The 25,218-nt window shown below is 36.0% G+C and carries 14 protein-coding genes; 7 read left to right on the top strand and 7 right to left on the bottom strand.

Annotated elements, in window-relative coordinates; genetic code table 11:
- Positions 1-115: 115 nt before the first annotated feature.
- Positions 116-7,933 (top strand): amino acid adenylation domain-containing protein, encoded by a 7,818-nt coding sequence (locus tag ACJMML_RS03840; protein WP_405306056.1) that lies wholly within the window; start codon positions 116-118, stop codon positions 7,931-7,933.
- An 11-nt stretch (positions 7,934-7,944) separates the two neighbouring features.
- Positions 7,945-9,669 (top strand): MATE family efflux transporter, encoded by a 1,725-nt coding sequence (locus tag ACJMML_RS03835; RefSeq protein WP_405306055.1) that lies wholly within the window; start codon positions 7,945-7,947, stop codon positions 9,667-9,669.
- 73 nt (positions 9,670-9,742) lie between these two features.
- Here ACJMML_RS03835 and ACJMML_RS03830 read toward each other — a convergent pair whose 3' ends face one another.
- Both ACJMML_RS03830 and ACJMML_RS03825 read right to left on the bottom strand, forming a co-directional pair.
- Complete coding sequence (locus tag ACJMML_RS03830) at positions 9,743-10,384, bottom strand: fibrillarin-like rRNA/tRNA 2'-O-methyltransferase (RefSeq protein WP_405306054.1); 642 nt, start codon at positions 10,382-10,384, stop codon at positions 9,743-9,745.
- A gap of 2 nt (positions 10,385-10,386) precedes the next feature.
- On the bottom strand, positions 10,387-11,538 hold the full coding sequence (locus ACJMML_RS03825; protein ID WP_405306053.1) for an NOP5/NOP56 family protein: 1,152 nt from the start codon (positions 11,536-11,538) through the stop codon (positions 10,387-10,389).
- Between the two features lie 115 nt (positions 11,539-11,653).
- Here ACJMML_RS03825 and ACJMML_RS03820 point away from each other — a divergent pair, with 115 nt between their 5' ends.
- Genes ACJMML_RS03820 through ACJMML_RS03800 form a run of 5 tightly spaced genes read left to right on the top strand, consistent with a single transcriptional unit; the run spans position 11,654 to position 16,737 of the window.
- Positions 11,654-12,193 carry a coiled-coil domain-containing protein gene (locus ACJMML_RS03820; protein ID WP_405306052.1) on the top strand — a complete coding sequence of 180 codons (540 nt, stop codon included), beginning with the start codon at positions 11,654-11,656 and terminating at the stop codon, positions 12,191-12,193.
- A 24-nt stretch (positions 12,194-12,217) separates the two neighbouring features.
- A complete protein-coding gene (locus tag ACJMML_RS03815; RefSeq protein ID WP_405306051.1) occupies positions 12,218-13,123 on the top strand; it encodes a dihydroorotate dehydrogenase in 906 nt (301 codons plus the stop codon).
- A complete protein-coding gene (locus tag ACJMML_RS03810; protein ID WP_405306050.1) occupies positions 13,116-13,913 on the top strand; it encodes a dihydroorotate dehydrogenase electron transfer subunit in 798 nt (265 codons plus the stop codon). Before ACJMML_RS03815 ends, ACJMML_RS03810 begins: the two co-directional genes overlap by 8 nt.
- 16 nt (positions 13,914-13,929) lie before the next feature.
- Positions 13,930-14,952 (top strand): AI-2E family transporter, encoded by a 1,023-nt coding sequence (locus tag ACJMML_RS03805; RefSeq protein ID WP_405306049.1) that lies wholly within the window; start codon positions 13,930-13,932, stop codon positions 14,950-14,952.
- Positions 14,953-16,737 carry a DNA polymerase domain-containing protein gene (locus tag ACJMML_RS03800; RefSeq protein ID WP_405306048.1) on the top strand — a complete coding sequence of 595 codons (1,785 nt, stop codon included), beginning with the start codon at positions 14,953-14,955 and terminating at the stop codon, positions 16,735-16,737. It begins immediately after the preceding gene.
- A 45-nt stretch (positions 16,738-16,782) separates the two neighbouring features.
- On the opposite strand, the gene ACJMML_RS03795 is transcribed toward ACJMML_RS03800, so the two are convergent.
- The 5 genes from ACJMML_RS03795 to psmB form a co-directional block, all read right to left on the bottom strand.
- A complete protein-coding gene (locus ACJMML_RS03795; protein ID WP_405306047.1) occupies positions 16,783-20,175 on the bottom strand; it encodes a hypothetical protein in 3,393 nt (1,130 codons plus the stop codon).
- 216 nt (positions 20,176-20,391) lie between these two features.
- The gene (comC, locus tag ACJMML_RS03790; RefSeq protein ID WP_405306046.1) at positions 20,392-21,420 is read right to left on the bottom strand and encodes an L-sulfolactate dehydrogenase; all 1,029 of its coding nucleotides are present in this window, start codon (positions 21,418-21,420) and stop codon (positions 20,392-20,394) included.
- Positions 21,421-21,450: 30 nt separating this feature from the next.
- A complete protein-coding gene (gene purM / locus ACJMML_RS03785; RefSeq protein ID WP_405306045.1) occupies positions 21,451-22,470 on the bottom strand; it encodes a phosphoribosylformylglycinamidine cyclo-ligase in 1,020 nt (339 codons plus the stop codon).
- A gap of 97 nt (positions 22,471-22,567) precedes the next feature.
- A complete protein-coding gene (locus ACJMML_RS03780) occupies positions 22,568-24,481 on the bottom strand; it encodes a beta-CASP ribonuclease aCPSF1 (RefSeq protein ID WP_405306044.1) in 1,914 nt (637 codons plus the stop codon).
- A gap of 131 nt (positions 24,482-24,612) precedes the next feature.
- On the bottom strand, positions 24,613-25,218 hold a 606-nt coding region (psmB, locus tag ACJMML_RS03775; RefSeq protein WP_405306043.1), incomplete at its 5' end, for an archaeal proteasome endopeptidase complex subunit beta.

Below are 25,218 nucleotides of genomic sequence, written 5' to 3'. Positions count from 1 at the left end.
AATGTTGATTCCATTGGATTGCAATGCAAATGATGGTGGATTCATATTGTGAGTATAATTTGGTAATTTAATTGTAATAATCGTTTTGACGAATTAAAGTTGTTGGGTGAATGCTATGGATTTGTTTAACTTGTCTTCAGCTCAGAAAATGCTGTTGTTTTCAGAGATAGAAAATCCTCAAAATGATTCTTTTTATCTAGCATTTAGAAAGGATTATGATTTGGATGATTTTGAAAATGTAAAATCTGCGATAGAATGTATTTCTAGTGAATATTTGAATTTGCAAATTAAATATGATGAAAATGGTGAATTTAAACAATATTTCGCAGATAGTGATGTTGTTGTTGATTCATTTGAGGTTTCAGATGAAAACCTTGATGAATTCATAAAAGATTATTTGGATAGTCCCTTTGATGATGTTTTTGACTCTCCATTATATAAATGGGCTGTTTTAAAAACAGATGTCTCTACAGTGCTTATTGGGCTCGTGCAACATATTTTGCTCGATGGGACATCACTTTACTCAATTGTTCCCCTCGAAATTGATAGATATATTGATTGCATAAAAGATAATGAACAATATGTTCCAATTGATTATTCATATGAATCCTATGTTGAAGATGAATTGGATTATCTCAATTCTGATGATGCAAAAGCCGATAAAGAATATTGGTTGGATGCTTTAAAGGATTATACTCAGGATTGGTATTCATTTGACGATTCCGAATTTGGATTTTTTGAGCTCCTTTTAGATCAAATTCCTGATTTTGACTATTCTCCATTTATTATTTCATTGGCACTTAATTTTTTATACTTTTCAAAATCTAAAAAAGATAATGAATCATTTAAGAGCATTGTATTGAACACTTCGGTTCATGGAAGATACTTCAATCAAGATGATGCTTTAGGAATGTTCGTTAATACAATTCCTTTAAGATTGACCTATGATGAAGACCTCACATTCGATGAATTGCTTGCCTATTCAAAAAGCGTTTTAAAAGAGGGTTTGGGCCATGCAAAATTGCAATTCAGTGAATACACAACAGATTTGAGAAACATGGGCATTGACCCAGATTGCATTTCAATGTTTTCAATAGTATCCAATTCTACAGATTATGATTCAAAATTCCTAAGTTTCCAAAAGGATATTAAATTCCCTCTTCACTTCAGAATAAATAAGAACTATTCTGATAAAAATGGTTTGCAATCAATATTTATCGAGTATGACAAATCCTGTTTCAGTAAAAGGGAAATTGAATTCATTGCAGACGGTCTAACAGATTTGTTGAAGCAGGTAATGGATGATTCCACTAAAAAATGCCGCCAATACAATGTAAATGAAATCGAATTTTTCAAGGCGGAAAATTATTACAATAATTTGATTAATTCATTTGACAATCCAACCACAATTTCTCCGGATGTAAGTGGTGATAAAGTAAATTTCGTAAAAATATCCAAACCAATTGACATTGAAAAATTAAAGTATTTGTCTAGTGAATACCGTTTGTCAAAAGAAAAATTCTTGCTTGCAACATTTTTATTTAATTTGACCAAATTTTCATTTTCAAAGGATATCTTAATTGCATATGACCGTGTTGCTGCAGGATATCACTTCAATACAGATATGTCCGTCCGCCAATACATGGACGACTTCAAAAAATATTTCAGGGAATATAAAAATTATCCTCTCCTGAACAACAGAAAATTAAACTTTGAAAGTGAAGTGCTGTTCGTAGTGGATGAATATGATGCAAAGGATTACAAATTGGTATTTAATTTTGAAAGCGGTAATATCAACATCAGTTATGATGAATCATTCTACTCAAAAGAATTAATGGAAACCTTTTTGGATTCCATGGATGTTCTATTGGAAAGGTTCAGTTCTGATGATGCATTGCTTAAGGATATTTCTATCAGGCGTGAAATTGAACTGGATGAAGGCTTTGAAATTAATCTTGCAAACGAAGGAATTGTAAATAAGGTATTTGAAAATATTGTGGCTGAAAATCCGCAAAAGACAATACTTTATGCTGAGGACGGTGAACTCACTTACGATGAATTAAACAAAAAAGCAAATAAGATAGCTAACGGTTTAATCAAACGTGGAGTCAGCATAGAAGACAGAATAATGTTCATGATGAGAAGAAACAGTGATTTGATTGCTGCTGTTTTGGGTATTGTCAAAGCGGGAGCGGCGTTCATTCCAATCGATCCAAACTATCCGAAAAACAGAATCGATCAGATTCTGGAGGATAGTGATTCCAAATTTGTAATAACCTCTTCTGAAATAGACTATGGTGGGGAAAACAGGATTGATGTTGATGAATTGCTGATGGAGGCTGATGATTCAAATCCTGAAGTTGATTTGACTCCGGACAATTTATGTTTCCTGATTTACACTTCAGGTTCAACCGGAAAACCGAAGGGGGTAATGATTACTCACCGTGGAATTACAAACTATGTGGCGAATGTTGAGGAGAATGTTCCGATTTACGAATTGAACCACAAATGTAACAAGTTCATATCAATTTCTACAGTTTCATTCATCGTATTTTTAAGGGAAATTTTCGGTACTGTCCTGAACGGATTGCCTGTAGTGTTTGCTAATGATGAACAGGCCGTTGATCCTTTGGAATTGGTCGGATTGTTCAAGGCAACTGATGCTGAAGGATTCGGTTCCACACCAACCAGATTGCTTGAATACCTGCAGCTTGAAGAAATTCAGGAAGTTGTTGGAAAGTGTAACGTGATTATTGTCGGTGGTGAAGGATTCCCTCCAGTATTGTATGACAGATTATCAAAATACACAAATGCAGACATCTATAATTCATATGGGCCAACAGAAGTGACAATCGCTTCACATTATAAGTTAATAGACTCCAATGAGGTTACTGCAGGTTGGGAGATGCTGAATGTAGTTGATAAGATAATGGATATTGATGGAAATCAGCTGCCTGCTTATGTGACTGGTGAAATTTATGTTGGAGGGGCCGGAATTGCAAGGGGATATCTGAACAACCCTGAACAAACTGAAAAGGTCTTTTTAACATTAAATGACATTCCATATTACAATACAGGGGATTTGGGTAAAAAGGATGTCCATGGTGAATTGTATGTTTCAGGACGTAATGACACTCAAATCAAACTCAGGGGATTAAGGATAGAGTTGTCTGAAATTGAAGGGGCAATTGCAAATTATGAAAACGTCTCCCTTTCAAAGGTTGTTGTTAAAAAACTCAACAATGTGGAACACTTATGCGCTTATTTCACTGCATCTAGCGAAATTGATGTGGATGACATGAAACAACACTTAATCGATTCCTTGCCGGAATATATGGTTCCGTCATATTTCACACAGCTTGAATCATTCCCTAAAACTCCTAATGGAAAAACAGACTTTAAAAATTTACCTGATCCAGAAATTGATGTTGATGAATTCATAAAACCAAGAACTGACATTGAACAAGAGCTATTCGATATCGTATCTGATATTTTAGGAGTCGATGAATTCGGTGTAAACACTGATCTTTTCAACATCGGACTGACTTCCCTTTCCGTAATCAAGCTGACTTCAGCAATTTATAAAAACATGAATGCACAGCTGAATGTTACAGAAATATTAAAATATAAAACAATCGAAAAAATCGCATCTGAAATTAAAATCGTTGATGATGAAGCATCTGATGTTCAGGAATTCTATCCATTAACTTCAAATCAGCTTGGTGTTTACTTTGACTGCATCAAGGATCCTAATAACACTGCATACAATCTTCCAAAGAAAATGGAATTCAGTGAAGGAATTGATGTGGATAAACTCAAATCATCAATCATAACTGCTATAGAAAATCATCCATATCTAAAAACAATTATTGTAATGGAAAATGGTGAGGTTTATCAGCAAAGAAGAGATGGCCTAAAAGTCGATGATCTTATTGAAGTTGTGGATGAAGCTGATATCGATGAATTTGTAAAGCCGTTCAAACTTGATGAAGGGCCATTATTCAGATTTAAGATAGTTGGAGACTCAATGTTGCTTGCCGATTTCCACCATATTATTGTGGATGGAACTTCATTAAACATTTTATTTGATGAAATATCAAAAATCTATGATGGAAAGGATTATGAGTTGGAAGAACTTGACGGATTCGAGTATTCATTAAATGAAATTAAAACAGAGCAATCATCATTATATAAGGAAGCGGAATTATTCTTCTCCCATAAGATTCAGGAATTTGATGACGCAACATTGATTGCACAGGACATCAACGGTGATGAATCCAAGGGCAATGCCGCAATGGAGGATATTTTCCTTAATAAGGAAGATATTGATGAGTTCTGTGTGAAATCAAACCTCAGTCAGAACAATCTGTTCCTTGCTGCAACATCATTTGTTTTAAATAAATTCGTTTACAACAGAGATATATTGATTGCAACAATCACCAATGGAAGATTCAATCCAAATCAGCAAAAAACATTGGCTATGATGGTTAAGACATTACCATTGGCATTGAAATTAAATTCTGATTCAAATCTTAATGAATATCTGGAATACATTAATGAGGAATGGCTGAATGTATTGGCATATTCATCATATCCTCTTACAGAAATTTCAAATAAATTCGACATCACTCCTGAAATATTGTACGCATATCATGGAAAAATCATCGAAGACATTGAAATTGGTGGAATGAAAGTCGAAAGGCAATCCATCGACTATGAAGGACTGAAATTCAAGATTAACATAAATGTTGTTGAAGTGGATGGCCAATATAGGATATTCTGTGAATACAACGATCAATTATACTCTGAATCATTGATTAACACTTTCCTTGACTGCATCAGAATAGTTTTAAACAAATTCATGACATTCAATGGAAATACATTGATGAAGGACATTTCAATCATTGAAAATGATGATTGGGGTGTCGATGATTTCGAATATGATGAGATTCCTGAAGACAGGTTAAATAAGATATTTGAAAAGCAGGTCGAATTGCATCCTGACAGGGTCATTTTATATGCCGACGATGGCGAGTTCACTTATGAGGCGCTAAACGAAAAGGCTAATAGAATTGCCCATAGCCTGATTAAAAGAGGAGTCGGCCCTGAAGATAGGGTAATGTTTATATTGAACAGAAACAGTAATGTAATGGCATCTGCATTCGGTATCCTAAAATCAGGAGCTGCATTCATTCCTGTTGATTCCGAATATCCTTCCGAGAGAATTGAACATGTTCTAACTGACAGTGAATCAAAATTCATCATTGTGGATGATGTAATCGAGAAAAAGGGCATAGACTTGTCACAATATGCCGATAATTTGCTGGATGTCAATGAATTGCTTGAGGAAGAGGACACTTCCAATCCGGACCCTGATGTGCATGCAAATAATATGGCATATCTTATTTACACTTCAGGTTCCACAGGACTTCCGAAAGGAGTAATATTGGAGCATGGAAACATTGCAAACTTTGTTTATCCTGACCCTAGAAATGTCTGTACCTATGAATTGGTTCAAAATCTTGAAAAAGAAGATTATAAGGTATTGTCCACTACAACTGTAGCTTTTGACGTATTCCAGCAAGAACTGATGGGATCTCTATTGAATGGAGTTCCAATGGTATTTGCTAATGATGTTGAATACAAGGATCCGATTGAAATGATGGACTTAATCCACAGGTCCGGAGCGAATGTCTACGTTGCTACACCTTCACGTATTCTACAATATCTGGAAATTGAGGCTATGCAGGAAACAATGTATGGATTTAAAGTTTACATCCATGCGGGAGAACCGTTCTCAGCAAGGTTATATGAATTGCTCAGCGAAAACTCCAACGGAAAAATCTTTAACATGTACGGGCCAACTGAAACAACCGTCTACTGTAACGGTCAATTGCTTGAAAGTTCAGACATCCATATAGGTAAGGCACTGTTCAATGTGCATGAGATGGTTATGGATTTCGATTCCAATCCTCTGCCTCCAAATGTCATTGGGGAACTCTTCATTGCGGGAAAAGGTGTTTCAAGAGAATATCTGAACCGTCCGGAAAATAATGCCAAAGCATATGAAGTGATTAATGGAGTCAGATTCTATCATTCCGGAGACTTTGTCAAAGTCACTGAAGATGGGGACTATTATGTTTTCGGAAGAATGGACAACCAAATCAAGCTTAGAGGTTTAAGAATTGAAATAGGCGAAATCGAAGTGGGTCTTTCAAAATTCCCTGGAATCAAATCCGTTGCAGTTGTTGTTAAAAAAATCAAAGGCAACGATCATCTTTGTGCATATTTCACAGTCCATGATGAATACAAGGATGAAAACCGTGAAGAAAACGGATATTCCATTGACATTGACGATTTAAAGGCATCTCTTGCCGAAAAATTGGTATATTACATGGTTCCGACAGTTTACATGGAACTTGATGAAATGCCTCAAACAGCAAACGGAAAAACAGACCTGAGAAACTTGCCTGAACCGGTTTTAATCACCGAATATGTTGCTCCTGAGAACGACATTGAAGCATTCTTTGCAAACCTATTTGCAGAAATCTTAGGACTTGATGAAGTAAGTGTCACCGACAGTTTCTTTGAAATCGGTGGAACATCTCTCCTAGTTACTAAAATAACTATGGAAGCTTTAAATAGGAACTATAATTTAAGCTATGGTGATGTCTTCTCAAATCCTACTCCTAGGGCACTGTCAGAGTTTATCCTGTCTGATGAAACAATGGAGAAAAAAGAGGAATTGGCATATGACTATTCCCAAATCAATGACCTGCTCAAGAAAAACAATATTGAAACAATACTTGAAGGTGAAATTCAGGATAGCTTAGGCAATATTTTGCTCACTGGTGCAACAGGATTTTTAGGAATACATGTGCTTCGTGAAATACTTGAAAATGAAACAGGGGATGTTTACTGTTTCATCAGGGCCAATAAGGTATTAAGTGGCGAAGAAAGATTGAAATCCTTGCTGTTCTATTACTTCTCAAATGAATATGAGGAGCTATTCAAAGAAAGATTGCATGTCATTGAGGGGGACATCACTAACATTGAAGACTTTGAAGGTCTTATCAATGAAAAAATCGATACGATAGTTAACTGTGCAGCTAATGTTAAACACTTCTCATCAGGAACCGATATTGAAGACATTAACCTTGGTGGTGTAATAAACGGACTGAAATTTGCAAAGATGAAAGATGCTAAATATGTCCAGGTTTCAACATACAGTATTGCGGGTGAAAGTATAAACAACTACCCTCCAGTCGATGTCAAATTCACGGAAAACGATTTGTTCATTGGCCAAGCTGTAAACAATCAATATCTCAATTCAAAATTCCTGGCAGAACGTGCAGTTCTGGAAGCTGCTGTCAATGATGATTTGGACGTTAAAATCATGAGGGTTGGAAACCTGATGGCAAGAAGTTCTGACAGTGAATTCCAAATCAACTTTGAAACTAACGGTTTCATTAATCGTTTAAAGGCATTTGTGACAATTGGAAAAATGCCATATTCAATGTTAATGAGTAATGTGGAATTTTCACCGATTGATGTAACTGCAAAAGCTATTTTAGGTCTTTCAAAGACTCCTAAGGAATGTACAGTTTTCCATCCATATGATTATCACAGCATTTCATTTGGAGACATAATTGACATTATCAAACCTTTAGGATTGGATATTCAACCTGCCGAGGATGATGATTATGAAAATGCTTTAGATGAAGCGCTTGCAGATAAATCAAAACAGGAAGGTGTGTCTGGTCTCATCACTTCAATAGGTTCCGGAAAAGTCAAAAAGATTTGGGTGCCTGTTGACAATGTATACACTGTTCAGGCGTTATATCGTTTGGGCATTAAATGGCCATTCATATCTGAAGACTACATTTACAATTTTGTTAAATATTTGGATGATTTAGACTTCTTTAGTCTGTAGAGGTTAAGACGATGTATGAGAGAAATTATAAATTATTGCGAAGTAAATTTGGTGAATTTTTCTTCCCAACATTATTCACATCAATGGCGGGCAATATCTGCCTGTTTGTAGACGGTTTGATGGTAAGTTTCTTACTTGGTGCAAGCAATCTTGCACCTATTCAAATAGTCGCTCCGGTAATTACTTTTGTTAATCTTATCTACTGGATGATCGGATTGGGGGGCAGTGTACTTTGTTCCGTTTCAAAAGCGGAATTTGACGATGAAAGAAGTAACAGCTACTTTTCAGTGTCAATCATTTCGCTCGTATCGATTGGAATATTGATTACAATCCTTGGTTTGTTGTTTTCCGGCAATATTGCAAAGTTCTTATGTCTCTCCCAGCCTGAATTGATTTCTGATGTTGGCAGTTATTTCATAGCATTGATAATTGGAATGCCGTTTTTATGTTATATGATGAGCTTGTCTTATTTTATAAGGGCAGATGGTATTCCTTCATTGCCTTTTAGAGCCATACTGGTTGCCAATATTGTCAATATTTGTTTCGATGTAATTTATATCAAATTTTTCGGCATGGGAATTTCAGGTGCTGCATTGGCCACTTCAACAGGTTATATTGTTGGGTCCATTTTAATTTCATATTATTTCATTAAAAAAGAGCGTACCTTGGAATTTATTAAATTGAAGGTAAATTCATTCTTCAATTTCCTTAAAAAAATCTTGACTTCAGGATTTTCATCCGCATCAACTCAATTGTATTTAACATTAAAATTGCTTGTCATAAACTTTTTGATTGGTCTTTCTATTGGAAAATCAGGTGTTGTTGCATTCAGTATCTGTTATAATAGTTTATTCATATTATATATTTTCCTGATTGGAACTGCACAGACAATGTCTCCAATTGTGTCTGTTTACTTTAAGGAGGAAGACTATTCAGGCGTTAATTATGTTGTAAAAAGATCTTTAAAGTTTGTTTTGGCTTCAAGTTTAGCGCTATCTGTTTTATTCATTGTTTATCCTCAAGCTTTATTGTTCTTGTATAGTGTCAAAAATCCGGCTGATGTTCCTGTTGTATTGAATGCATTAAGGATATTTGCAATAAGCTATGTTGGAACTGCAATCACATTCTTATATACATTTTATTCTCAGGCAATTCAAAAGAATCAGTTATCTACAATCATTTCATTGCTAGAAGGTTTCGTTTTGCCAATTTCTGCTGCAATCATACTTTCTTATCCACTTGGCGGAAACGGTATTTGGATTTCATTTGCAATAGCTGAGGCACTGACAATATTATTCATTTTCTGTTATTCAAGATACATCAATAAAAAGACTGACGGTGAATACACAGGATTTTTCATTAATAAGCATAATGATGATAACGTGTTTGAACATACAATTTCAGGAAATGTTGAAGATGCTGTCAATCTGGCCCGTGATGTTCAAAATTATCTAAAGGACAATAAATCCGCTGCTTTAGTGGGTCTGTCTATTGAGGAAATGCTTGTAAACATCATTAACACTAATGAAAGCGTTGATACAATAGATGTCATTGTTAGGGAGAATGAAGATAACATTTTGATTTCCATTAAGGATACCGGTGTTGAATTTAATCCTGTTATTGAAAATGAACAGCTTAAATTCGATAATATCTCTGTTTTAAATAAAATTGCTGATAAAATTGATTATTCAAGGGTTTTAGGTTTAAACAGTACTGTAATAACTATCAAAAATTAAGAAAACAGAAAAATGGGATTTCAATTCCCATTTTTTAATTAGTCCGGTAATGAAATTTTACCGGTGTTTTTTTTTAAAAATTTTTTTCTACTAGAAATGCAATATGGTCCTTTTCGTAAGGTTCCAGTTTCACTTTTTCAATAATTTTAAAGCCTTTCTCTTTCAATTTCTTTTCCTGTTCCTTGAAAACCTTTTTAGGCTTTTGAACAACATCGATACTTCTGGCCTTAATCATCAAAAGGCCTGCACCGTCATCCTTACAGAACAGATTCATGTTTCTCATGAACAGTTCGGTCTGTGTTGGCTGGGCAACATCGCAGTATACTAGGGCTGACATTTCAAGAATGTTGAGGTATTCTTTCGGTTTGGTTGCATCGCCCAGAATCGGAGCAATGTTTGACCTTTGGCGTGAAAGCTGAACCAGTTTTTTGGCTGTGGTCGGTGAAAATTCAACTGCATAAACCCTTCCATTTGTTACAATATCTGAAATGTGTGAAACGGTAGTTCCGGTTGAAGCTCCAAGGTATAGTACTTTTGAGGCATCATCAATCTCCAAATTTTCCAGTCCGTTTAGGAGTGCTGCAGCCAATTTTGAACGTCTCGGATTCCAGATTCTATATTCCTCGTCCTCTTGAATCAATTCTTCTCCATAGACTGATATTCCAGGAGTCAAATTTTTGGTTGCAACGTTTCCGTCTTTAAAATAAACTTTCATGATTATCTCCTCTTCCTTTTCTTTTTACCTTTTCTCTTCTTGTTTTTGCCTTTTGACCTTTCTTCATTTCGTTTTTTTGTAGTTTTGGTTGGAAAAGGATTATTCTTTTCAATTTCTTCAGCCTTTTTTATAAATTCATCAAAGGCATTTTCATCAAATGTCTTGGTAAAAACATCCCGTCTTGCGGCATGTGATATCATTCCTGCAAGCATTCTGGCAATTTTTCCACGATTCCACCATTTTGCTCCGCGAACCTGCGGATGCTGATATATCAAACCGTATTTTGGCGGTCGGTCCCCACTTTTCAGGTGCCTGAACAAAGCCTTTTCAGCGCCCATTATCTGGACTGTACTTGATGGGTAGACTGCTAGCCTTTTAAGCCCTCCTGCATGTGAAATCAGCTTGGCTCCGAGAGATGATCCGACCAGTAATCTCAAGTTGGGAGCAATGTCCTGCATTTTAAAGTCAACATATTCCTCAAGGTTTTTTCTTGTCTGCTGCATTTCATAGATTGAATTTGCATAGTTGTTCATTATTTCTATGTCTTTCGGATTGATGTCCTCTTCCAGATCGATTATGTCACCTGGGAATGCTTCAGGTTGGGCATTGATGATTTCTTCCTTGGTTTTGTTTTGGGAAATCAACTTGATGTATGTTTCATTGTTTTTAATAACATCCATTTCAGGGAAATACAATGCATACCATTCACGGATTCTTTCAATTTGTTTGGAAATGCTTTCATCAATCTCATCTATGGTATTGATTGCCTGAATCAGGTGCTTGTCTTCAGAGGCTGATTCCTTCTTGATTTTGTAAATCGCCAGATTTCTGTAGATTTCGGTTATTTCCTCGCTGTCCAATCCGAATTCCTCATAATTGCTTCTTAGATATTCTCCGGCAGGATTCGGATTTTTGATGATGACTTTTTCATTGTCGTAATCTGACTTTCTTTTATTGGATTCGATAATGATTTCATCATAGTCATTTGAAACTTCATCGATTATTTCCATTTCTTCAGCAACGATTTTTTTATCATCGATATCGGCCAATCTGTTAAGTATTTCATCTTCCGGAAATAACTTTTCTGAGATTAATTCGTTTTCACTGTTAAAGGCTAGAAATCCTTTAACACAATAAGTAATATAGCATTCCATAAGATTAATTATCTATTTTATTTTTAATAAGTATTTTCAATAAGTGCATTGAATTATTTGGAGGCATTGATTTTCTTTAAACTATTTTTATCATGAAATTTAAACTATTAACTGTATGTCAAAAGAGAGTTTGGATGATTTAAGATATGAGTTGGAACTTAAGAATGCCGAAATCGATGAGCTTAATATGGAACTTCAGGATAAAAATGAGCAAATCAACAAGCTGAAGCTGTATTCCACCAAATTAAAATATGAGAAAAAGAATTTGGAGGACAAGCTCGACACAAAAATCGATTATGACAAGGCAAGAATCAATGAGCTTGATGACTTGCAGGAAAAAATCAGGGAAAAGGAAGCCATCATTGAGGACAAGCATGACCAGGTGAAGTATTTGAGGTCATTGATTGATGATTACAAGGAGCAATTAAGCAAAAATACCGAGAATCTGGAACTTCAGCTTAAGAAAATCACCAAATCCTATGAGGATTTGCTTGCCCAAAAGGATTCTATAATTCAAAAACAGGATGAGCAAATCGCTAATCTGACAAAGGCAAATGAAGAAATTGTCAAGTCCAATAAGACCAATGTCATTAGCTTGAAATTGCAAAATGAAAAATATCAGGAAATCATTGATAAATTTACAAAAACTAATTAAACAATTAATTACAAAGTTGATATTATGTTGAAAACAAACGTTTGTGGAGTAGAATTTAGAAATCCATTGATGTTGGCGGCAGGAATTATGGGAAGCAATGCCTCATCAATGAACTGGATTTTAAAGTCAGGTGCTGGAGGAGTCGTATCCAAATCATTTTCACTTAATCCTCATCCGGGCTATCCGAACCCGACAACCGTAGCGGTTGATGGGGGGATCCTGAATGCAATCGGCCTTTCAAATCCGGGTGTTGAGAATTTCAAGGAAGAGCTGAAAAAGATTGATCATGAGGGCAATGTGGTTATCGCTTCAATTTACGGGGCAAACCCTCTTGAGTTTTCACAACTTGTTGAGGAAGTTCAGGAATATGTTGACATGATTGAACTCAACATCTCATGCCCTCATGCAATGGAAGGCTATGGCGCATCAATAGGTCAGGACTGTAACTTGAGCCATACTATCGTATCGGCTGCAAAAGACGCTTCCGATGTGCCTATCATTGCCAAATTAACTCCGAATGTTACTGACATTACTGAAATCGCAAAGACCTGTGAGGATGCAGGGGCAGATTGTCTGTCTTTAATCAACACATTGGGTCCTGGAATGAAAATCAATATTGATGTTGCAAAGCCTGTGCTATTCCATAAATCAGGCGGAATGAGCGGTAAGGCCATAAAACCTATTGCCGTCAGCAATGTCTATTCAGTTTATGAGGCTGTGGACATTCCATTGATTGGTGTTGGAGGAATTTATACTTTTGAAGATGTTGTCGAATTTATCTTTGCAGGCGCCCGTGCGGTCCAGATAGGCACTGCCATCATGGACGAGGGCGTTGAGGTATTCGGTAAAATCAATCAGGGCCTTGAAGAGTTCATGAAAGACAAAGGTTATTCTTCAATTGATGAAATGGTGGGGATTGCACATGATTAATGAACCGAAAATCGTTGAAATTAAGGAAATTATCACTGAAACTCCTACAATTAAAACCTTCAAATTCGATTGGGATTTTGAAACACTCGGAAAACCTAATCCCGGCGAGTTTTTAATGATCTGGAATTTCAATAATGAAAAGCCCATGTCAATATCTCAAATCAATGACAACGAGCTTGCCATAACCGTTAAAAACATCGGTGAGTTCACTTCCCAGCTGCATGATTTGCAGGTTGGAGACCAAATTGGAGTTAGGGGAAGTTACGGAAACGGATTTGACAATTCATTTGAAGGCAAAAAAATCATAGCTATCGGTGGAGGAGTAGGTATGGCTCCGGTCAATGCCATTGCCACTGATTTGGCTCCAAATAATGATGTTAGTGTCATTTCAGCTGCCCAGACAAAAGATGAATTGCTGTTTTTGGATTCACTTGAAAAGTCAGGGGTCAGTGTTTACCCATGCACTGATGATGGAAGTTTTGGATTTGAAGGATTTGCAACAAATTGTCTTAGTGATTTGCTTGAAGATTCGACTTATGATTATGCATTTGTCTGCGGACCTGAGATAATGATGAAGGGAATCTTTGATATCCTTGAAGATGCAGGAATAAATGGCCAATATTCTCTTGAAAGATACATGAAATGTGCACTGGGAGTGTGTGGTCAGTGTTGTGTTGACAGTGAAGGATGGAGAATCTGTGTTGAAGGTCCTGTTTTTGAAAACGACAAGATTACTAAAATCACTGAATTTGCAAAATACAGAAGGGATGCCTCAGGCGTAAAATACTGATTAAGGGTATGATAAAATGGGAATTGACATTAAAGAACACTTGACTCCACCAGTGCTTTTGGTAATATTTCTGGTTATAGTCTCATTGATGATTGTATTTCCCGTTTTGAACATGATCGTCCTGGGAGCCATCTTGGCATATGGAGTAAAGCCGGTGGCCAATAAAATCCAGTCAAAGCTCAAGTTCAGCTCATTGTCAATATTGCTTGCGATGGTAGTCGTTTTGATACCGTTGATATTGCTGATTGCATATATTGTCATTGAACTTATAGCGATATTGTCCGGTGCATCATCTTCAACTACCTATACTGACATCAATTCAGTGATGTCATCAGTATCCGCTTACTTGCCATGGAGCTTTGATGTAAATTCCATTTCAGCATCAATAAACTCATCAGTCCAGGAAATTGGAAAATATGTCCTGAATTATCTTGTCAAGTTTGCAAGCAGTCTTATGAATATCACTCTGGACCTGTTTATTCTTGTCTGTTCAGTTTTCTACTTTGTTCGTGACGGAAATAATTTTCTTCAATTCATAAGGTCTTTTGTTCCTGACGATTCAAAGGATTTCTTTGACAATACAGTTGAATCAGTGAAGGATGTCTTGAGAAGCATTTTCTACGGACACTTCCTGACTTCAGTAATAATTGGGATATTTGGGGCAATAGGATACTCTCTTCTGGGATATCCGTTTGGAATCTTTTTAGGTGTGATAACCGGTATCCTGCAGCTCATTCCGGTATTCGGCCCATGGCCTATCTATTGGGCATTGTTCTTTATGGATATTCTTGCCGGAAATTATCCGAGAGCAATCATTGTTCTTCTTTTCGGATTTTTCCTAAGCACAATAGATATGTATATAAGGCCAGCTCTGTCAAGCCATTATGCAGACATTCATCCGCTGATATTGCTTGTCGGGTTCCTGTCAGGACCTCTTGTTTACGGAATAGTCGGTTTTATTGTAGGTCCTCTTATTTTGGGAATCACATATACTGTTTTAGATAACTATAGAAAGGAATATATTCTGGGGGATGAATAGATGCAGGATAATGTTGTGATTTTGGATATAGATTATGTCACATATGAGGAAAGGCCTGTTATCAGATTATTTTCAAAAAAAGGTGATGAGAACATAATTCTCATAGACGACACGTTCGAACCTTACTTATATGTTATGTCAGACGATATTGAGGAATGCATATCCGAAATTGAGGATAACATTGATGTGATTAATATAGAAAGAGTGATAAAAAAGGATTTCCAAATCGAAACGGAATTCATTAAGGTCACATTCAAGCATCCTCAGGAACTTGCAAAGAATCGTGATGCAATAAGGGATTTGGAAAGCGTAATCCAGATAAGGGAATTTGACATTCCATTCTACAGGAGATACCTGATGGACCGTGACGTGATTCCTATGACTGAAGTAACTGCAATCGGAGAGGAACTTGAAACGTTCATGGATTTGGATTCAACAAAGCAGGATGTCAGAATAATAAAATTGACTGATAGGTTAGTGAGGGCAGAGGAATATCCGCAGAATTTCAGGATATTGAGCTTTGATTTGGAAGTCAGAAACCCTCATGGAATGCCTGATTCTGCCGAAGATGAAATCATCATGATTGGTGTTGCCAGCAATTTCGGAATCAATCAGGTGATATCCACCAAAACAAACTCACAAGATAGGGGAAACTTTGTAAATCAGGTTTCATCTGAAAGGGAAATGATTGAGGAGTTTGTAAAGATCATCAAAGACAATAATGTCGACATAATTGTCGGATACAACTCGGATAATTTTGATTTCCCATACCTTAAGGACAGGGCAAAAATATTGGATGTCGATTTGGATATTGGAATGGATGAGTCTGATGTTAGATTTATCCGCAGGGGATATGCGAATGCAGCATCCTTTAAGGGATTGATTCATGTTGATTTATATCTTGTAATGAGAAGATACATGACATTGGACAGATATACATTAGAAAGGGTTTATTATGAACTGTTCGGCGAGGAAAAGATTGATGTTCCCGGTGACCGTATCTGGGAATTCTGGGACAATGAAGGAGAGGAACTTGATACATTATTTGATTATTCTCTTGATGATGTGGTATCCACCTTAAAAATTGCTGAACAGACCTTGCCGCTTAATCTGGAACTTACTCGTATTATAGGTCAGCCTCTGTTTGACGTATCTCGTATGGCAACAGGCCAGCAGGCGGAATGGTTTTTGGTAAAGCAGGCTTATTTTGACGGTGAGGTTGTGCCGAATAAGCAGGGATCAAACTTCGCTGACCGTGCTTCCGCTGAAGACAATGAAGGGGGATACGTAAGGGAACCTGAAAAGGGTCTGCATGAGAATTTGGTTCAGTTTGACTTCAGGAGCCTGTATCCGAGCATCATCATTTCAAAAAATATATCTCCTGATGTAATGACTTTGGGAGAGGTTGAAAACGAAGACGATTACAATATTTCACCTGAACATGGTGTTAAATTCAAAAAATCTCCACAGGGTTTCATTCCATCCGTCATTGATAAGATATTGCAGGAAAGGTTTAGAATCAAGCGTCAGATGAAGGAATCTGATGATCCTCAGGAAAAGATAGCTCTTGATGTACAGCAACAGGCCATTAAGAGATTGGCAAATACAATGTATGGGATTTATGGATTTCCACGATTCAGATGGTATTCCTTTGAATGTGCAAAGGCAATCACCTCATGGGGAAGACAATATATTAAATCATCAATAAAAAAAGCTGAAGAATACGGATTCTATGCAATATATGCTGACACTGATGGTTTTTATGCGAAATACAAAAAAGAATAATTTTTTTTAAAAAAAAGAAAAGGGTTAAGAGAAAATTAATTTCTCTTATTTTTTAATTTTAATAGTTGATTTTGCTTTTTTAGCAACAACATACTTGTTTGCTGAAGCAACCACTACCTTATGTTTTCCAACTTTTAATTTGGCGGTACTGATTTTTGCAATACCTTTCGCATTAGTTTTAGCGGTGTAGGTTTTTGCTTTTTTACCAGTATAGACTTTGATTTTAACTTTAACTCCTTGAATTACTTTTTTAGTCTTTTTGTTTTTAACAGTGACTTTAAAGTATTTTTTAGCGCCTTTTTTAGCGGTCAATTTTTTAGGAGTTAATTTTGCCGGAGCCTTTTTAATAACAATCTTTGCAGTTACCTCTTTGGCGGCGAAGTTTTTCTTGTCTGCACCTGAAACAACTGCATAATAGGTACCAGGTTTCAATTGGTCAAGTGATAATTTTATTTGACCGTTCATACCTGTATTACCATTGTAGTTGTAATATCTGTTTTTTGAAATGAATAATTTGATATTCATTTTTGCATCATAGATTGGTTTCTTATTTTTAGTGTTGGTCAATTTTATAGTGAAGTATTTGCCGCCTTTGTAGTAGGTGGTTAATTTTTTAGCAGTGATTTTTGCACTGGCCTTTTTAACTGTAATAGTTTTAGTTGCCTGTTTAAAGTCATATCTGTTATCTGCAGAAGCGATTATAACTTTATGTTTTCCGACTGCTAATGAAGCACTATATGAAACTTGACCTTTGCTGTTGGTTTGGAACAGGTAGTCATTGTACTTTTTGGAAGTGCTGTACAATCTAATGAGGAGATACATTCCGCTTACAGCTTTACCGTCTTTGGTAACTTTAATTGTTTGGGTAGCTCCAGAATTATAGTATACACTAACGTCTTTGGCAGTAAGGGTAACAGGGATTTTTATAATTGTGAAACTTCCTTTAGTACTTTTGCTGTTGATGTTTTTAGTGTCATTGTTGCTTATGGTTAAATCATAAGTTCCAGCAACAAATCCTTTTACATTAATTTCACTGGTACCGTTTTCATTGGTTTGGAAATAGTAATCTTTTTGAGTGGTAACCGGCAAGTAAAGATGTAATATGGTATTTTTAACTGGATCTCCATTTGCTGCATTGGTTACAGTAATTTTAATCTTTTTGTCGCTGCCATAGTACTCTTTGTAATCGTCGATTTTGATGTTTATGTTTGCTTTGTTAATGACAATGTTTTGACTGGTTCCATTTGTTTTATTGAACGCATTGGATTTGATGGTAACGGTATGATTACCTGCATCCATGAATCCCCATCCTTGACCATTCATTTTATTGTTATCGAAAGCTACTATTCCATTTTCATCGGTTGTATTGGAAATTGTGGATATGATTGTGATTCCACTACCGCTGATACCACTTATACTAATTGAACCAGCTGTTATTTTGTACTCTAAATTGACAGTTTTATTTGCTAGACCTTCATTTGTATCAATATCAGTGATTTTATAGGTTAACTTTCCGCTTTGATATTCAACAACATTGTTAATAGCTTCAACTTTAATATTGTAAACTCTGTTTAAAGTGACATTTGTTGTAGCATTGTTATATCTGATGTTTAATGTTGCGGTAGTGAAGTTTCCATTTTCAAGAGTGATAATTAAAGTGTTATTGTTAATCACTTTTGATGCAATTGGAATCTCTACAGTATTATTTCCATCTTTATATGTAAGATTAAGAGTTAATTCGTCTGCAGTGATTTCAACGATTTCAGTACCGTTTACAATGGTTAATTTAATGTCTCCTTCTTTAGTAGAGTTAACTTTAATGGTTGAAGTAGCATTGATTCCATAAACGGTCAGGTTAAAACTTTTAGACACTTCAGAGTATGTGTCGGTACCAAGGTACTTAACAGTAATGTTGTAAACGCCGAAACCGAACTTGTCAGTTAATGTGATAACTGAGTCGTTGCATGTGAATTTGATTTCTTTGCCGTTGCTGTAGACTTTAGTGTTGTTCACATTAATTGCAATGTTAGTTCCGTTAGCTGCAATAACAGTAACGGTAAAGTTGGCAACTTGTTCTGATCCTTGTGCTAATGATGCAGGAACAGAGATTTCAGTACCCACTTTAATGGTGGTTCTAGCGGTTAAGTTGTTTTCAGCAGCATATTTGATGTCAACATATGCACTGTCAAAGGTCTTATCTACATTAAATTTGATGGTTTGTTTGTCATCGAGAAGTGTAACTGGGCTAATAGTTTTATTGTAAGTTTGATTGCCCACTTTGTAGAATAATGTAAGGGTTAAATTGCCTATAGTAACATTAACTGGATCTGAACCATCATTAAGGTTTAAAGTAATATTTACATCACCGTTTGAATCTAAGTTTGCAGTTTTATCAGGGTCAAATGTTTGATTGCCCCATACTTTAACTGTCACTGTCCTGTTGGATTGTGCATATGTGCTGTTACCTACAAAAAGGACATTTAAAGTGTGAACGCCAATAGCTAAATTTTTGACGGTAATTACTGAGTTATTATAATCAAAAGCAACTTCTTTACCATTTTCAAGAACTCTTAAATCGTTTTTGCTGATTGTTATTTCATGATTTTGATTATCATAAACATGTACGCCAGTAATGTTTTTGTCATCGGTTATCTTAAATTTGCCGCCAGTTGCATTAACGCTTGTAGCATACCTTACGCCAATTGTTTTTGTATTAACTGCATCAGTGTAGTTTAAAAGTATGCTTTTTATAAGTCTCTCATATGTGAATCTTATTGTTCCATTGTTGTAAGTAAAATCTCGAATATTTTCTGATGTTAGGTTTCCTTCGCTGTCAATGTATGTTACATTTACGATGAATTTTGTAACATCTAAATCTGTGATATGATCATCAACTCCATCAGAGACTTTAATGCCCTTGATTTCAAATTCATCCCCAGTTTTTACAATATTATCTGGAGATTCCAATGTTTTATTTCCTAAAATAGATAGTATAATATTTTTTGTGGAATTAGCATATGTAGCATTACCTAAGTAATTGAGTGTAATGTTATGTTTTCCAACATTTAATTTTTCTGTAATACTGAGTATTGAATTGTTGTATGTGAAGTTAAGTGATTTGCTTCCTTCAAGTACCTGTAAATCACTTGCGTTAACATTAATGTCTGCACTTTCATTGTCTTTTACAGTAACACTAATGTTCTTGTCTTCATCATAGTTAAAATATTTATCTTCAGCTTCAATAGTAGTATTGATTTTTTCTTGCGTTGCATCATTGCCTGTGTCTTCTCCGTCGGCAAGAGCAACTTCTGTATCTGCACTAGCTAATGGACTGTCACTATCTGCAGTGATGTTTTCACTAGCACAAACAGACCCGATACTTACTAATAGGAATATTACCATCGCTATTAATAAGATATAAGAGTTTTTAAATTTCATAAATTTAGTTCCTCCTTTTATGAAAATCATATTTTTTGAAAAATAATTTATGATTTTCAGTATAATAATATTGGTATTTTTTTACATTTAAAGGTTTGTCTATTTTCAAGATATTTTTAGTATTTTCAAGTTAAAATTAAATTTAAGGCAAAATTTTAATGATATGTAAAAATATATCATCGATGATTTAAAAAAAAGATTTATGAAGAATAGTGACTATTCTTCAACATATGAATCTATGTCAATGTCTAAATCGTCACAAATTCCTTTTAATTGTTCATATAATTTTTCATCAATTGCCACACCGTTTGCTTCAGCTTCAGCAATTCTTTTAACTTCCAAATCTCCAGGAATGGCTACGGTTTCGCCGGTTGCCCTCACTTGGGAGATGAAGTCTTCGGTGTTTGCCTTGAACTCATCAAAGTCACCGAATTTTGAAGGGTCAATAACGACATATAAGTCTCCTTTGGTACAGTCCTTATCAGGTGAAGCTGTACCTGTTACTCCAAGACCATATCCTGCCTGTACTAATGGTCCGGTTAGGATTTCAATCAATAAGGATAATGCATATCCTTTGAATCCTCCAAATGGTAAAATTGAACCTTCAAGTGCTGCTTCAGGGTCATTTGTTGGGTTTCCATCTTTGTCTAATGCCCAACCGTCAGGCAAATCAAGTCCTTTTCTTTTTGATTCGATGATTTTTCCACGGGCAGTGACTGAAGTTGCCATGTCCACGGTAATGTATGAATCTGATGGAATTCCTAATGCGAGAGGATTGGTTCCGATTAATTTATCCTTACCGCCTAATGGTGCGATAGCAGGATCGGTATTTGCTAAAACCAAACCGATGCAGTTTTCTCTTAAAGCCAAATCAGAGTAAAATCCTGTAACTCCAAAGTGATTGGTATTGTGAACACCTACACATGCAATACCAACTTCTTTAGCTTTTTTGATTGCGATTTGCATTGCTTTGTATGATACTGCTTGTCCAAATCCGCTGTTACCATTGATTAATGCGATAGCAGGAGTTTCCTTTTCGATAGTGATATTTTCTTCCAAATTGATTGTGCCTGCTTTGATACTAATTAAATATTGTGGGAATCTTCCAAGCCCATGTGATGTGAATCCTTTTAAGTCTGCATCCAATGTAGCTTCTGCAACTAATTCTTGATCTTCTTCGCTAGCTCCAAGCTTAGCCAATATCTCCTTTACAAGAGCCATTTCCTTATCTTTCATTATCTTCATTCTTTCACTCCCCTCTCTATTTTGTAATAATTAGTATTCAATTTGAGTTCCTTCAAAAGTCTTGACGGTGATTTTTTCATCATCTGTAACTTTACCGATTATTTGACAATCACAGTATTCTTTTAAAGTTTCCATGATCTTATCCGCTTCTGTCTCATCGCAGATAACAACAAAACCGACACCCATGTTGAAAACCTTATACATTTCCTTGATGTCCACGTTCTGTTCATAAATAAGTTTGAATATTTCTGGAACTTCCGGAAGGTCATTGATGTCATATCCGACACCTTTTTTCAAACGTCTGAGATTGGTAAATCCGCCTCCGGTAATGTGGGCAAGTCCATTAATTTTATATTCTTTTTCAAATAGGCTTACAATAGGCTTAACGTATAATTCAGTAGGTCTGATTAGCTCTTCGCCAACTGTAGTTTCACCGTTAGGCATCTTGTCGTCAACACTTAATCCAGCATCATCGAACAATGCTTTTCTTGCAAGACTGTATCCGTTGGAGTGAATTCCATTACTGTTGATACCTATTAAAACGTTTCCAGGCTGGATGTCTTCACCTGTGATGATTTTGTCCACGTCCACAAAACCGATACCGGTTCCTGCAAGGTCAAAGTCTTTAATGATTCCTGGAAGTGAAGCTGTTTCCCCTCCAATGATTGCGATTCTTGACTCGTTTGCGCCTGTTACTAATCCTTCAGCAATTTCTGCTGCCCTTTTAGGGTCAGGCTTTTCAACTGCAAGGTAATCGACAAGTGCAATCGGTTCTGCTCCGACACATAATATGTCGTTTACAACCATTGCAATGCAGTCGATACCAACGGTATCGTATTTGTTCATCATTTCAGCAATTAAAATTTTACTTCCAACACCATCAGTACTCATTGCGATGGCTTTATCGCCTAATCTCACTAAAGCCGCATAATGACCACTGTCAGTAATAATATCTCTACATTCCAATGTTGATTTGAGTTTGTCTGCTAGTGCAGAAACAGTAACTGCTTCCAAATCAATATCAACACCAGATTCTGAATAAGTAACCATAATTACACCTATTTAAAAATAAAATTAATGTTGTAATGGATTTACAACATCTTCATAATACTATATATTTTGTTTTATATAGTATATAAAATTATTATTAATGAATTCTTACACAGTCTAAATTAATTGGAGTTTTGGTCTCAATCTTATAACTTCTATGAATTGATGAGGCCAAGTCCACAGCCTTATATGGGTCACCGTGACAGGTGATGACCTTTTCAGGTCTTGGATTGAGTCTTTTGACATATTCCATTAGTTGTTTTCTGTTGGAGTGACCACTGAATCCATTAATGGTTTTAACTTGCATTTTGACACAGAATTGTCTTGTTCTTCCATCATCATCTTCAAGAGGAATTTCCTTCCAACCTTTTTGGACTCTTCTACCCATTGATCCTTCGGATTGGTATCCTACAAAGATGATTGTATTTCTTTCATCTTCACATAGCCATTTGAAGTATTCAACTGAGTTTCCTCCGGTCAGCATACCAGATGTTGATAGGATGATTGCAGGCTGTTTCGCTTCAACAATGTCCTTTCTTTGTTCATGATTTTGGACCTTTTTAAACATTTCGGATACAAATGGGTTTCTTCCCATGTGGAATATTTGGTCTCTTAAATCTTTGCTTAGGTATTCCGGCCTTGCGGTATGGATTGCGGTAGCTTCCCAAATCATACCGTCAATGTAGATTGGTACCTCTTCAATCATTCCATGTCTCATGTACTCCTCAAGAACTACCATTAATTCCTGTGCCCTTCCTACTGCAAATACTGGAACCAATACTTTTCCGCCACGTTTAAGGGTTTTATAAATGGTTTTCATCATTTCCTTTTCAGCGTTGTTTCTGGAAGGCTGCACGTCCTCCCTTCCACCATAGGTACTTTCCATTATCACGGTTTCAGCACGTGGGAATCTGATTGTAGCAGGTTCAAGTAGTCTTGAAGGTTCATATTTGAAGTCTCCGGTATATACCAGGTTGTGAGCTCCGTCTCCAATGTGCATGTGGGAGATTGCTGAACCTAAGATGTGTCCTGCATTGTGTAGGGTCAACCTTATGTCCGGTGAAATGTCGGTTACTTCACCATAGTCGAGTGTAATGGTATTCTTGATTTGATGTTTTACATTTTTTGAGGTAAACGGTAATGGATTGCCCTCTCTGTGAGCAATATCCAGGTGATCGAATTGTAAAAGTGTGGTTAAATCTCTTGTCGGGGTTGTACAGTAAACAGGTCCATCATATCCATAATGGAAAAGGTACGGTACAAATCCGCAATGATCTAAGTGAGCGTGAGATATTATGACTGCATCCAATTCTTCAATTGAAAATTCAGGAGCATTCAAGTATGGGAATGCATTTTTATTGTCTGATGCAGCAACATTAACACCACAATCGAGTAAAACACGACTGTTTGGTGTTTGTAATAACATTGATGAACGTCCTACCTCTTTAAATCCTCCCATTGAAGTGACTCTGGCCCAATCATTTGGGAATTTGCTTCCTTGGTGGATTTGACGTCCAAGCTTTTGCAGTAATTTTTTTCTGTCTTTACTGCTGTTCTTTTGAATTGTTCTAATTTTTCCAATAATGTCTGAACTAATTGGAGGGGTTCTTAAGATTTTAGGTGCCCATCCTGTATTTTTTACGATATTCCTTGAGGTTACTCCGTATTTTCCAATGACGAGTCCAGGTTTTTTTGCGGTAATGACCACTTCACAGGTTACGGTGTCAAAGTAAATATCTGTAATTTCAGCTCCGTCTGGAACTATTTCATGAATTTTATTTATAGTTGCTTCCGGTTCAAGTAAAGCACTTTTGTCAGATCTAATAATTATTCTTTTTCTAAGTTCTTTTGCAAGTGACCTAATAAGGTCGCCGTTTTCAGTAATAATTTCTGGATTTTTAGTGTAAACCACTACTTCTGGACCTTCAAATTCCACTTTTGAAACCTGAATTTCATCCGGCAGTTTATCTAAAATCTCTTTTTTAATTTCTTCTAAAATGTCTGAAGTCATATAATCCCTTCAAAAAAAGTTTGTGTAGGATAATAGTTTATGAAAGCATTTAAGCTATAATTAGTAAAATTCCATAAACTATCTACACTGTTATATAAAAAATAGTTAGTTATGAAAAATTAGCTTATTACTTATAGTTTCCCAAGAATCTCATTAATTTTTTCATTATCTAACATTTCAAAGCCGTTTTTGTCTACTTTAGCAACCAAATATCCGTTTCCGGAGAATGTGTCACGTTCAGCAGCGGCTCTTATAGCTCTTATGGCTATTTCAATTCCTTCGTCAGTTGTTAAGTCATCTCTAAATCTGTCTTCAAGAACTCCGTAAGCTACGATAGAACCTGATCCAGTTGAGATGTAGGTATCTTCAATCATACCTCCAGCTGGATCTAATGAGTAAAGAGATGGTTTGTCACCGTCCATTCCTCCAAGTAATGTTTGAACATACATCGGTCCGGAACGTAAGATGTTTGCAGTTAATGATGCAGCAGCCTTAACGCTAATTGCGTCGTTGTTTCTCATCTGATAAAGTGAGACTTCTGCTTCAATGACTTTCATTAAGCTTTGAGCATCTCCAACGGAACCAGCTATGGTGGTTACAATGTGATCGTCAATTTTAAATATTTTTTCTGCTACTTTGTGAGCTACAAGGTTTCCCATACTAGCTCTTCTTTCGCTTGCAAATACAACTCCGTCTTTACAAGTAATTCCAACGGTTGTTGTACCTTCTAGTATTTT

Origin of the sequence: Methanobrevibacter sp., from assembly GCF_045130115.1 — an archaeon.
Classification (GTDB): Archaea; Methanobacteriota; Methanobacteria; order Methanobacteriales; family Methanobacteriaceae; genus Methanocatella.
This window is presented reverse-complemented; position numbering and strand designations above follow the sequence as displayed.